Consider the following 11,661-nt stretch of genomic DNA (forward strand, 5'->3'; position numbering starts at 1 on the left):
TCCCGATCTGTCGCCTCGTGGCGGGTGCGCAACGTATGGAAAAGAACAACGCGAATAAGGGTTCCGGTAAATGGTCAGTCCTTCTGGTTGACGATCATCCCGTCGTGCGCCAGGGTCTGAGGTCCCTGATCGAAGGCGAGAATGACATCTGCGTCTGCGCCGAGGCGGACTCGCCGTCGGAGGCTTTGCGCCGGATCGACAAGCACCACCCGGACGCGGCTGTGATCGATCTGAGCCTCCAGGAAGGCAGCGGTCTGGAACTGATCAAGGACATCCGCATCCGCTACCCGAAGATGCTGCTGCTGGTCTGGTCGATGCGGGACGAGTTTTTCTATGCCGAGCGCGTGCTGCGTGCGGGCGCGCGAGGCTACGTCATCAAGACCGAACCGGGCGAGAAGGTGGTCGAAGGCCTGCGGCGCATCCGCGAGGGGCAGATATACCTCAGCGATCGCATGACATCCCGCATGATCAACCGCCTGGCGAACAATCGGGTGGCGCCGGGGCAGCCCTCGGTGCAGGACCTGACCGACCGCGAGATGGAAGTGTTCGAGTTGATCGGCAGCGGGTTGCCCACGCGCGAGATCGCCGACCGCCTCCACCTGAGTGTCAAGACGATCGATTCGCACCGCGAGCACATCAAGGACAAGCTCCAGCTCGACAACGCGACCGAACTGCTCAAGCACGCCATCCGGTGGGTTCAGTCCGGCGCGTACGGTTAAGACGCATTTCCAATTTCCAATTTGGAATTTGCCATTGGCCGGGGCGGGTGCCGTGGCGCGCAGGGCCGAAGGCCCGGAGAGCCACGATCCCTGTACGTTGAGCGCACGGCGGTTTCGGGGATCGTGGCTGTCGGGCTTCGCCCTCCCGCCACGGCACCCGTCCGCCATGGCGCCTGCCCTCAGCCTTCATGCCATCGGTTGTACCAGTGCATGCACAGGCTCTTGGCGCAGGCGCAGAGCGAAACGCTCTCGGGGTCGTCCACGTCCGCCAGCGCGGCGCGAACGGCTTTGAGCTGGTTGCAGGCCCAGGCGATGCCTTGCCGCCGTGCGCTGCGGCTGGCGCGATGGCGGCAGAGCAGCTTGAGGTCGCGGTCGAGTTCGGCCATGAGCTGTCGCAGGCGCGGGCTGTACTGGCGAACAAAGGGAACGTGCCAGAAGCCTTTGCGAAAGGTTGCCGGCTGAGCGGTGCTTCGGGCTGCCTGCTCGATCAGGCCCAGGCAGAACGCCAGGTCGCCAGCCGTATCGGCCAGGCTTTTGGGTCGGGCGCGGTTGCGGCGCATGTGGTGGAACGCCACGACAACCAGTCCCATGGAACTGGCATCCTGAAGACGATAGACCTTCCGCGGCGCCGCCGGCGCAGACGAAATGTGGATCTCGGCCAGACTCACGCAATATCCTATGCCCCCCGGGCGGCCGATCGCGGGGGGAATTCATTTTTTGCGTTGCGTTGACCGCCGCGCCCGTGCTTGTTATAGTTCTTAGACTCTTGCGGCGAGCTAAAGGAAGTGTATGGCCAAAGAAGGCGTCATCGAGATCGAAGCGGTGGTCAAGAAGTCGATGCCCAACGCGATGTTCCTGCTGGAAATCGAGACCGGCGGAAAGAAGCATGAGATCGTCGGGCACATCTCCGGGCGCATGCGCCGCAATTACATTCGTATCACCCCCGGCGACCGCGTCATGGTCGAGATGAGCCCCTACGACCTGACCAAAGGCCGCATTGTCTACCGACAGCGGTAGTCATTTCCAATTTCCAATTGGGAATTTCCAATTGGAACAACGGCAATCGGCATTGCGCTGCTCGCCCGCGTTTTCTCTAAATTGGAAATTCCAAATTGGAAATTCTTCAATCGCTGTTGCGGCGATTGCGATAGTCGCGGCGCAGGACGATGCGGCGGATGTCTTCGGCTTCGGCGAAGGGCTCGGTCGTCTCGATCCAGAATCGCCCCATGAAATCCAGGTCATGCACGTCGCCGCTGTTGACCAGTCGCACGTGGAACTTCGTCGCGGCGGCCTTGGACTGCTCCTTCATCTCCGGCGCGTCGTGGTTGCACGTGAGGTACTCAATGGCGTCGGGGTTGTTGCCCCGGTCCATCATGGTCTCGTCTTCCTTCCATCGGAAGGGGTGGGCCAGGATCGTCAGGTGCCCCTCGTGACGGGCCTTCTTGAGGATGGCCTCTTCTTCGCCGGCCAGGTCGATGTATTCCGGGTCGCTCGTCCCCAGCACCAGCAGGTGCTGCATGCGGGCGAACCCGACGGTCAACTCGACGCCGCCGAAGATCTTGATATTGGGGAACTGCTCGCGCAGGTCATCGAGCTCGAACGGCGACCAGACCCGGTCGTGCTCGGTGATATACACCGCGTCGTACCCCAGCTCGATGAGGCGCTGCATCGCCTCGGCCGGCGAGATCGCCGCGCAGCCGCTGTAACGTGACGTGTGTAGATGCAGTTCAACCTTCATGGGCGATTCCGAAAATGGGAACGGGGACGGGGAGTGCGGGATTACGCGGATTTAAGGGATTAAGAGGATTAAGAAAAAGATCCGGGGAGGCCGGGAGTGCGGGATTACGCGGATTTAAGAGATTAAGAGGATTAAGAAAAAGATTGGGGGAGGCCGGGAGTGCGGGATTGCGCGGATTTAATGGATTAAGAGGATTAAGGAAAAGATCACGGGATGGGGAAGGCGTAAAGAAACTGTAGATTCTGGAAAGATATTGTTGTCTCCCTGGCTTCATCCCAATCCTCTTAATCCTCTCAATCCGGTAACCTGCCTGCCGGCAGGCAGGTCCCGCACTCCCGTCCCCGAGCGTTACATCAGAAATCGGCGCTGCGGGGCGTTCGGGGGTAGGGAATCACGTCGCGAATGTTGGCCATGCCGGTGGCGAACTGCACCGTGCGTTCCAGGCCCAGGCCGAACCCGGCGTGCGGCACGGTTCCATAACGGCGAAGGTCCGCGTACCACCAGTAGTCATTTACGTTCATCCCCTGCGCCTCCATCCGCGCCGTCAGCACGTCCAGGCGCTCCTCGCGCTGGCTGCCGCCGATGATCTCGCCGATCTTGGGCACCAGCACGTCCATCGCGGCGACCGTCCTGCCGTCATCAGACAAACGCATGTAGAACGGTTTGATCGCCGAAGGGTAGTCCGTGATGATCAGCGGCTTCTTGAAGACCTGCTCGGTCAGGTACCGCTCGTGCTCGGTCTGAAGGTCGCTGCCCCAGGCGGGCGGGTACTCCCACGAGCGGCTGGCGGCAGTGAGCAGCTCAACGGCCTGGGTGTACGTGATGCGTTCGAACGCGGCGTCGGCGATCTGCGTGAGGGTCTCGATGGCGGTCTTGTCGATGCGTTCGTTGAAGAATCGCATGTCTTCGTCGCAGCGTTCGAGGACGGTGGCGAAGATGTGCTTGACGAATGCCTCGGCCATGTCGGCGTCGCCGGCCAGGTCGCAGAAGGCCATCTCCGGCTCGACCATCCAGAACTCGGCGAGGTGGCGGGGCGTGTTGGAGTTTTCGGCCCGGAACGTGGGCCCGAACGTGTAGACGTTGCCCAGCGAGCAGGCGTAGGTCTCGGCCTCGAGCTGACCGGAAACGGTCAGGTACGTGCGTCGGCCGAAAAAGTCCTGCGAGAAGTCCACCTCCCCGGCCTCGTTGCGCGGTGGGGCGGCGGGGTCCAGCGTGGTGACGGTGAAGAGCTGGCCGGCGCCTTCGCAGTCGCTGGCGGTGATGATCGGCGTGTTGACGTACAGGAACCCGCGCGACTGAAAGAACTCGTGGATGCTCGCCGAGATGGCGTTGCGCACGCGTGCGACGGCCCCGAAGGTGTTCGTGCGGGCCCGCAGGTGGGCCTGCGTGCGCAGGAACTCCATAGTATGGTGCTTGGGCTGGATGGGGTAAGTGTCGGCCTGGGCCGCTCCGGCCAGGCACACCTGCGAGGCCTGGACCTCGACGCGCTGTCCCTTGGCGGGGCTGGCGACGACGGCGCCGGTGACGATGACGGATGCGCCGGTTGTCAGGTGCGCGATCTGCGATTCGTAATTGGGCAACGCAGACCCGGCGACGACCTGGACGGTCGCCATGCACGAGCCGTCGTTGATCTGGATAAAGCTGATGCCCGCCTTGCTGGGCCTGCACGTGCGGACCCATCCGGCCAGCGTGACTTCGCCGCCGGGTTCGGCGGCCAGAACGTCTTTCACTCGCGTGTAGTTCATCGGATGCACCGCATTAGTACGCCGTTGCAGCATCGAAAGTGCGGTATCGAAAAATGCCTATGGTGGCACAGCCTTTCCAGGCTGTGAGCCCACAGGCTGGAAAGCCTGTGCCACACTAGCCCGCCTGCAGGGCCGTGATGGCCGTGATCAGCACGATGTCTTCCACGCTGCAGCCGCGGGAGAGGTCGTTGATCGGCTTGGCCAGGCCCAGCAGCAGCGGGCCCAGGGCTTCGGCCTTGCCGAATCGCTCCACGAGCTTGTAGGCGATATTTCCGCAGGACAGGTCCGGGAAGACCAGCGTGTTGGCGCGCCCGGCGACGAGCGAGCCCTTAGCCTTGCGGGAAGCGATATCCGGCATCATTGCGGCGTCGACCTGCAGTTCGCCGTCGATCTTCAGGTCCGGGCGTCGCTTCTGGGCGATGGCCGTGGCGTCGATCACCTTCTGCACCGCCGGGCTGTACGCCGAACCCTTGGTCGAGAAGCTCATCATGGCCACGAACGGTTCGACGTTGAGGAGTTGGCGGCACGCCTCGGCCGCGGCGATGGCGATGTCGGCAAGTTGCTCGGTGGTCGGCTCGGGCACCACGCCGGTGTCGGCGAAGATCACGGATCCGTCGACGCCGAACTCGGGGATGATCGAGTTCATCACGCTGCACGAGGAGACGGTTTTGTTGCCTACCGTGCAGCCGACGGCGTACAGGGCGCTGCGGACGGTGTCGGCGGTGGGGGAGACGCTGCCGGCGACCATGCCGTCGGCCACGCCCACGCCCACCATGGCCCCGCCGAAGTAGATGGGGCTTTTGAGCAGGTCGGCCGCCTGGTCGAGGGTCATGCCCTTGGCTTTTCGGCGTTCGAAGATGTGCTGCACGCATCGGTCGCGCAACTGGCCCTGGGAATGATCGACGACTTCGACGTTCGACAGATCCAACCCGAGCGTCTTGGCGCGGGCGGCGATCTCCGGCGGCGAGCCGACCACCTGTACGCGGGCGTATCGCAGCCGCGCGGCCTCCTGGGCGGCCTGCAGGACGCGGTCGTCCTGGGCCTCGGGGATCACGATGGTCTTTCCGGCGGCGATGGCTCGCTGCTTGATCTGCTCGACGACGACGTTGCTCATGGGATTCCTTTGCATGACAGCCGTGGGCGGGATATTATCCCTGCCCGTAGACGAAGAATACTACACTTTGGTTTCGGCGTTGTCGAGGCAGTGATGAAATACCGGCGACTGCATCTGATCGAGAAGCTCCGCGTGCAAGCGGCGGCGGTGGCTGCCCTTGTCGCGGTTTACTTCTGGGCGTATCAGGCTTTGTCGCGGACCGACCCGCAATCGCCCGTGATCTTCCTGGGCGGCGGGGCGGGCAACCTGGTCTATTTCGTCGCCATCCTGATGGGCCTGGCCGTTTTTGCCGGCGCGGTCACCGTGGGACTGCGCTCGTCGGCAGCCGTGCTGGCGACGCTGGTGGGCGCGGCCGGTCTGAGCCTTCGCTCGCCGATCATTCTTCCGCTGCTGTGGAATAACCAGGACGCCCTGGGCACGCTGATGGGGCGAATGATTCTGGAGACGATGCTGCTGGCGGCGCTGGTGCTGGCGGCCGTTCTGGTCGCCGGTTGGGTTCGGAGACGGATCATTTCGCTGAATCCCGCGTGGGCGTGGCAGGACCCGCTGGCCACTCTGACAGAAGAGCAACGCCGCAAGATCAAGCCCAAGCATATGAACGAGTTGAATGGCGGGTATGGGACTGGGGCGGGGCTCCCGGGGTATCTTATATATATGCTCTCTGTCCGGGGCACGCGCCGTGTCGGCGGAGACCACAATATCAAAGCTGCGTTGCTTCAGGGGCTCTACGGTCTGTTGTTGGGGACTTTGGCAGGGTTCATCCTTCTGTTGCTGCTGATGCGTTCGCCCGATCGCGCTCAGATTCTGTTCGCCGTTGCCGGCAGCCTGTTCTTGGCGGCGCTGCTGGGCTATCAGGTGTTTCCGTTCCGATCGGCGAGCGTGGCCCTGCTGCTTCCAGTCGTGCTGGCGGTGGCGATGTACGCCCTGGGTGCCTTGAAGGCTATCAGCGGGATGCACCTGTCTTGGCTGACGGTGGCGCCCTTCGCCTGCGCCGTGCCGCTGGACTGGGTGACCGCCGGCGCCGCCGGGGCCGTGGCGGGCTACTGGGTGAGCAGCCGCATTCACGAAGCGCGATACGGCGAGCTTGACGAAACCGACCAAGAATAGATCATGCCACGAAGATAGGAGAGCGTGATGATTACCGGCAAAGCAGGCGTGCAGTTGTTCACCCTTCGCGAGTACACCCAGAACATCACCGACTTCGCCGCCACGATGGCCAAGGTCCGCAAGATCGGATACACCGCCGTTCAGATTTCCGCCATCGGGCCGATCGATCCCCAGGAGGTCGCCAAGGCCGTGGAAGGCGAGGGGCTCAAAGTCGCCGCCACGCACATCGGCTGGGGCGAGTTCCTGACTGATCTGCCGCGCGTCATCGAAAAGCACCTGCTCTGGAAGTGCCCGCACCCGGCCATCGGCGGCCTGCCGCAGGAATACTTCTCGGCCGAGGGCGTCAAGCGTTTCATCGCCGAGTTGACGCCCGTCGCGGCCGAGCTGGCCAGGAATGGCATGGATTTCTCCTATCACAATCACAGCCACGAGCTGATCCGCTACGGGCCCAAGACCTGGCTGCAGGAACTCTACGACCAGGCGCCCGGTAGCGTCCTCAAGGCCGAGATCGACACGTACTGGATCCAGCACGGCGGCGGCGACCCGACGTGTTGGATCAACCACTGCGCCGGCCGCGAGCCCGTCATCCACCTCAAGGACATGGCCCGCGGACCGGACGGGCAACTGATGGCCCCGATCGGCGAGGGCAACCTGAACTGGCCGGCGATCCTGGCAGCCGGTGAGGCCGGCGGCGTCGAGTACTACCTCGTCGAGCAGGACAACTGCAACGGCATCGACCCCTTCGAGTGCGTCGCCACCAGCTACCGCAACCTGCAAAAACTCGGCGTAAGCTGACTATGGAGTGCGGCAGCCTTAGCTGCCGCTTTGGGAGTTTCTCGATCCGAACAACTCTAAAAGCGGCAGCTAAGGCTGCCGCACTCCATAAAGTCCGGTGCTACGCGTCAGCGAAGTTGCGCGTCCGCCCCTGCAACATATCGCGTTGGCTTGCTCTGCGGCATGGTGGAAGGTATCATACAATTATGCCTAATGGCGCGGATTTCGCGCCAGAATTCCTTTACGAGATGCTTCAAATCGCTGCCTGAAGAAGGGCTTTTTCACTGTCTGTCGTACTTCAGTTCCGGCCGGCCCGCTCTTTTACGCAGATCGGTTTGCATCTCGATCATCTGGCGGCGCATCGTGGCGATGAGTTCGTCGGATGAGAGCTTCTTGGCCTGTTCCTGTGGCATCGGCGTGCCGTACTGGACCATCATGCTGCCGGCGCCGGGGAACTTGCGATTTCGCGGCCAGGCCTCGTACGCGCCGTCGATCACCACCGGCACGACCCACTTGGCCGCCCGCTGGGCCAGCAGCGCCACGCCGGGCAGCATCGGCCCGATGCGGCCGTCTTCGGTGCGCGTGCCCTCGGCGAAAATCACCAGGCACCCGCCGGCCTTGAGGCGGCGCATGGCTTCCTTGATCGCCCCGGTGTCGGCCGTGCCGCGCTTGACGGGGAAGGCGTTGAATGTGCTGATGACCTTGGCGAAAAACGCGTTGCGGAAGAGGCTGTCGCGGGCCATGTAATTGCACGGGCGCTGGAGCATGCAACTGGCGATGATCGGGTCGAGGAAGCTCTGGTGATTGCAGATGTAGAGCACGCCGCCGCTGGCCGGCTCGAGGTGGCGGTTGAACGTGCGCAGCTTGTAGATGACGGCAAACAGCGCCTGCAGGATCGCCCGCATGATCAGGTAGGGCGTGCTTGCGTGGGGGATGTCGGCCGGCAGGTGAAGCTTGGGCAGGGCGGGGTTGGTGTGGCTGCGAACGTTGCTCATCGCGACGGCTCCAGGCGGGTCTTCATCGCCGCGACCACCTGGTCGATGGTCATGTCGGAGGTGTCGATCTCGACGGCCGCGGCGGGCTTGACCAGCGGGCCGACGGCGCGCGTCATGTCGCGATGGTCGCGCGAGACGACGCTGTCGAGCACCTGCTGGTAGTCCGCCGCTTCGCCGGCGGCGACCAGTTCCGACCAGCGCCGCCGTGCCCGCACCTCGGCCGAGGCGTTGAGGAAGAACTTCACGTCGGCATGCGGGAAGACGACCGAGCCCTGGTCGCGCCCCTCGGTGACGAAGCTGCCCAGTTCCCCGCCGATGCGGCGCTGCAGTTCGACCAGCACGTGACGCACCCGAGGTTCATCGGCCAGAAAGTGAATGTTGTCCGTCACGTCGCTGGTGCGGATGGCCGCGCTGACGTCTCGGCCGTCCAGCAGCACGCGCAGCTTGCCGTCTTTGTCGATGAGCTGGATGTCGGCCGAGCGGGCGACGGACGCCAGGGCGGCGGGGTCTGTGAGATCGGCGCGGGCCTGCATCGCCTTGAGCGTGGCGGCGCGGTAGGTCGCGCCGGTGTCGAAGTGGGCCACGCCCATCGCCGCGGCCAACCGCCGCGCAACGGTGCTCTTGCCCGACCCCGCCGGTCCGTCAATGGTGATGATCATAGACCGCGCATGATACCCGCCGCGGGCGGCGGTTTCCAGACAGCAAGCGGCGCCAGAGCCGAGGAGATTATTTTGAATGCAGCGCGTCCAGGACAGCTTTTGGATTGCGGAATGCGATGCGCAACAATGCCTTGGCGGGGCCTTCAGGCTTCCTGCGGCCCTGTTCCCAGTTCTGTAAGGTCCGGGGGCTGACGCCAATCATCAGGGCAAACTCCGGCTGGGAGACGTTGAGCTTGTCGCGGACCTTGCGGATATCCGGCGGCGCGATCGTGTACTGGCGGCTGGGCTTCTTGCGACCGCTCCTGATCTGCCCAGCTTCCTGAATGCTTGTAACAAGTTTGGCAAAATGTTCTTTCTTCATGACAGCCACTCCTCCACCAGAGCGCTCAGCAACCTGATCTGCTGGGGCGTAAGATTTTCTTGCCGATTCTTCTTATACGCGAACAGCATAAAGACAGTATCCGGCCGGTCCCAAGAATAGATCACCCTCAGCGAGCCGCGTTTGCCGGCCCCGGGGGAATTCCATCTCAGCTTTCTCAAACCTCCACCGCCGCGGATCAAATCTCCTGTGTCAGGCCGCAACGACAGAGCCATCTGCAGCATCCGGTAATGAGAGTCCGGCAAGAGCTGCTTGATTTCGTGCGTGAAGATAGTTGTCTCAATAAAGAGCACACAGGCATTATACGCCAATGGCGTATAGGATCAAGATCCAACAAAACAACCGCGTGGCTTTTGAGGGCCACGCGGTTGAGAGTCTCTTGCTTAGAACTTAGAACGTCGAACCGGTCTCACTCATTGGAGGCCGGCGCCGGGGCGGCGTCGCCGGTCTTGGGCTGGGCGCCTCTGCGCGAGCCGTCACGGCCGGGGCCTCGGCGGCCTGCCGGACGGAGCTTCTGCATCTGGGCCTTCTGCTCGTCGGTCATGGTCGAGCGGACCTTTTCCATCGCGGTGCGCATGATCTCGCGTTTCTTCTGCGCGTCGTCGGTCTTGGCGGCTTCTTCGCGGGCGGTCTTCATGACGGCCTTCTGATCGTCGGTGAGGATCTTGTCCATCTCCTCGCGGCCTTTGGCCTCGCGTTCGCTGCGCATTTTGGCGAGCTGGTCTTTCTGTTCCTGGGTCATGGAGGCCTGGACCTTGTCCATGGCGGCCTTCATGATCTCGCCCTTCTTTTCGCGGGAGTCGGCTTTGGCGGCTTCTTCGCGAGCGGTTTTCAGGACGGCCTTCTGCTCGTCGGTGAGGACCTTGTCCATGTCGCCCATTCCGCGCATGCCCGGTCCGCGCTGTGCTTCGGCGGCGGCGATCTTGGCCTTCTGCTCGTCGGTCAGAGAGGCCTGGACTTTATCCATGGCGGCCTTGTGAATCGCGGCCTTCTTCTCGGGGGTGTCGGCCTTGGCGGCCTCTTCGCGAGCGGCTTTCATGACGGCCTTCTGCTCGTCGTTGAGCACCCGCATCATGGGCATGCGGTTTTGTCCTCTCTGGCGGACGGCGGGTTTGGCGTCGCCGGCTTCCTGGGCCAGGGCGGGCAGGGCGATGGCCGCGACGGCCAGCACCAGCGCTACAGTCACGATACGTTTCATGGTCAGACTCCTGATAGTTGGCGCCGCGGCGCCAGGGTGGGGTTCCGTCAGCTCAACGCTTGAGCCGGCGGTTTTATTGCGTAGCCGCAAGCATAGTGATCGCAGACGAGCGGGCGTTACAGGTGCGGCGGGAAGATCTGCACCAACCTGCCGGTGCGATGACGAATATGAGGCAGGCCGCACGCTCGAGGATTTGACTTGGGGTTTCCGAAAAACATACCGGCCGGAGCCGAGGGTGAGTCGCACAGGCGATTGAGTCTGTTGCATGCACGTCAGCCTCGGTCCGGCCGGAATCATTGACATTACTCTAGCGACGGTCGCCGCCGCGGCGACGGTCGAAACGCTGCATCGTCTCGCCTCGCGAGCGAGAAGAGCGGCCGCGGAACATCTGTCCGCGATCGCGGCCGAAGCGGCCTTGAGTCATCTGGCTGCGACTGCGATCGCTGCGTCCGCGGGTCATCTGGCTGCGACGCTCGCTCAGGCGTTTCTGGATCATCTCCCGGATGCCCTGGAAGCGCCCCGCGGCCATCTGGCTGCGGCCCTTGCCGGAGCGGCCTTGGGCCATCTGGCTGCGGCCCTTGCCGAAGCGGCTCTGGGCCATCTGGCTGCGACCCTTGCCGAAGCGGCTCTGGGCCATCTGGCTGCGGCCCTTGCCAAACCGGGCCGATGCCATCTTCTGGTCTTTGCCGGAGCGGCTTCTGGCCATCATGCCTCGGGCGTCCTTGGCACGTTGATCGCGGGCGACGGGCTTGCGATCATCCTTGGGGGCCTTGGCCATTCGCTGACCCCAGGCGGGGCGGTCGGCCTTGGGAGCGGCCTTGGCGGCCTCTAGCTTCGCGATCCGCGCCTTGAGCGAGCGGATCTCGGCAACCAACTGGTCGTTGGTCAGCTTGGAGGTATCGGCCGGTTTCGCTTGCGGGCCGCGCTGTCGGCGGCTCTGTCGGTCGGGGGCGGCCTGGGCGAAGGCGGCCGTTGCCATCGCCAGAACCAGCGCCCCTGCGAGTGCTGCGGTTCGGGTCATGTCGTGAACTCCTTTCGTGGCACAGCCCTATCCAGGCTGTGTGTTGAAGGTGGAACTCACAGGCTGGTAAGCCTGTGCCACCGCGGCAAGACGGGTTACACAATCCGTCTTCTGCTATAACTGTTGCCGGGGGTGCGGTATTTCTTCCGCTGGAAAAATCATTTTTCACCAGTGGATACTCCGACGCGGATAGTGGAATATGGAGCGGCAGG

General features: G+C 63.4%; 14 protein-coding genes. 4 read left to right on the forward strand and 10 right to left on the reverse strand.

The annotated features are described in order from the left end of the window. Positions 1–35 precede the first annotated feature (35 nt). Positions 36–719 carry a response regulator transcription factor gene (locus ABFD92_17075; protein ID MEN6506250.1) on the forward strand — a complete coding sequence of 228 codons (684 nt, stop codon included), beginning with the start codon at positions 36–38 and terminating at the stop codon, positions 717–719. A gap of 179 nt (positions 720–898) precedes the next feature. Here ABFD92_17075 and ABFD92_17080 read toward each other — a convergent pair whose 3' ends face one another. Further along, positions 899–1,387: a hypothetical protein gene (locus tag ABFD92_17080; GenBank protein ID MEN6506251.1), complete on the reverse strand. Its 489-nt coding sequence runs from the start codon at positions 1,385–1,387 to the stop codon at positions 899–901. A 121-nt stretch (positions 1,388–1,508) separates the two neighbouring features. Here ABFD92_17080 and infA point away from each other — a divergent pair, with 121 nt between their 5' ends. After that, on the forward strand, positions 1,509–1,736 hold the full coding sequence (infA, locus tag ABFD92_17085; protein MEN6506252.1) for a translation initiation factor IF-1: 228 nt from the start codon (positions 1,509–1,511) through the stop codon (positions 1,734–1,736). 106 nt (positions 1,737–1,842) lie between these two features. Here infA and ABFD92_17090 read toward each other — a convergent pair whose 3' ends face one another. The 3 genes from ABFD92_17090 to pta form a co-directional block, all read right to left on the reverse strand. Then, on the reverse strand, positions 1,843–2,457 hold the full coding sequence (locus ABFD92_17090) for a PHP domain-containing protein (GenBank protein MEN6506253.1): 615 nt from the start codon (positions 2,455–2,457) through the stop codon (positions 1,843–1,845). Positions 2,458–2,810: 353 nt separating this feature from the next. Then, positions 2,811–4,202: an asparagine--tRNA ligase gene (gene asnS / locus ABFD92_17095; GenBank protein MEN6506254.1), complete on the reverse strand. Its 1,392-nt coding sequence runs from the start codon at positions 4,200–4,202 to the stop codon at positions 2,811–2,813. A 115-nt stretch (positions 4,203–4,317) separates the two neighbouring features. Further along, entirely contained in the window at positions 4,318–5,316 is a 999-nt protein-coding gene (gene pta, locus ABFD92_17100) for a phosphate acetyltransferase (GenBank protein ID MEN6506255.1), read from the reverse strand. A 93-nt stretch (positions 5,317–5,409) separates the two neighbouring features. Between pta and ABFD92_17105 the strand changes: the two genes are divergently transcribed. Beyond that, positions 5,410–6,423, forward strand: a complete 1,014-nt coding sequence (locus ABFD92_17105; protein ID MEN6506256.1) for a hypothetical protein — start codon at positions 5,410–5,412, stop codon at positions 6,421–6,423. A 27-nt stretch (positions 6,424–6,450) separates the two neighbouring features. Further along, positions 6,451–7,218: a sugar phosphate isomerase/epimerase gene (locus ABFD92_17110; GenBank protein MEN6506257.1), complete on the forward strand. Its 768-nt coding sequence runs from the start codon at positions 6,451–6,453 to the stop codon at positions 7,216–7,218. A gap of 260 nt (positions 7,219–7,478) precedes the next feature. Here the strand turns inward: ABFD92_17110 and ABFD92_17115 are convergent, their stop codons facing one another. The 6 genes from ABFD92_17115 to ABFD92_17140 form a co-directional block, all read right to left on the reverse strand. Then, on the reverse strand, positions 7,479–8,192 hold the full coding sequence (locus ABFD92_17115; protein ID MEN6506258.1) for a lysophospholipid acyltransferase family protein: 714 nt from the start codon (positions 8,190–8,192) through the stop codon (positions 7,479–7,481). Then, positions 8,189–8,851, reverse strand: coding sequence for a (d)CMP kinase (cmk, locus tag ABFD92_17120; GenBank protein ID MEN6506259.1), 663 nt, complete (start codon positions 8,849–8,851; stop codon positions 8,189–8,191). The genes ABFD92_17115 and cmk overlap by 4 nt, the downstream gene beginning before the upstream one ends. 67 nt (positions 8,852–8,918) lie before the next feature. Beyond that, positions 8,919–9,212, reverse strand: a complete 294-nt coding sequence (gene nadS / locus ABFD92_17125) for a NadS family protein (GenBank protein MEN6506260.1) — start codon at positions 9,210–9,212, stop codon at positions 8,919–8,921. After that, entirely contained in the window at positions 9,209–9,523 is a 315-nt protein-coding gene (locus tag ABFD92_17130; protein ID MEN6506261.1) for a type II toxin-antitoxin system RelE/ParE family toxin, read from the reverse strand. Before ABFD92_17130 ends, nadS begins: the two co-directional genes overlap by 4 nt. A 116-nt stretch (positions 9,524–9,639) precedes the next feature. After that, positions 9,640–10,428, reverse strand: coding sequence for a hypothetical protein (locus tag ABFD92_17135; protein ID MEN6506262.1), 789 nt, complete (start codon positions 10,426–10,428; stop codon positions 9,640–9,642). A 307-nt stretch (positions 10,429–10,735) separates the two neighbouring features. After that, entirely contained in the window at positions 10,736–11,449 is a 714-nt protein-coding gene (locus ABFD92_17140) for a hypothetical protein (protein ID MEN6506263.1), read from the reverse strand. Positions 11,450–11,661: the final 212 nt, after the last annotated feature.

It is taken from the genome of Planctomycetaceae bacterium, assembly GCA_039680605.1.
In the GTDB taxonomy this organism is placed as follows: domain Bacteria; phylum Planctomycetota; class Phycisphaerae; order SM23-33; family SM23-33; genus JAJFUU01.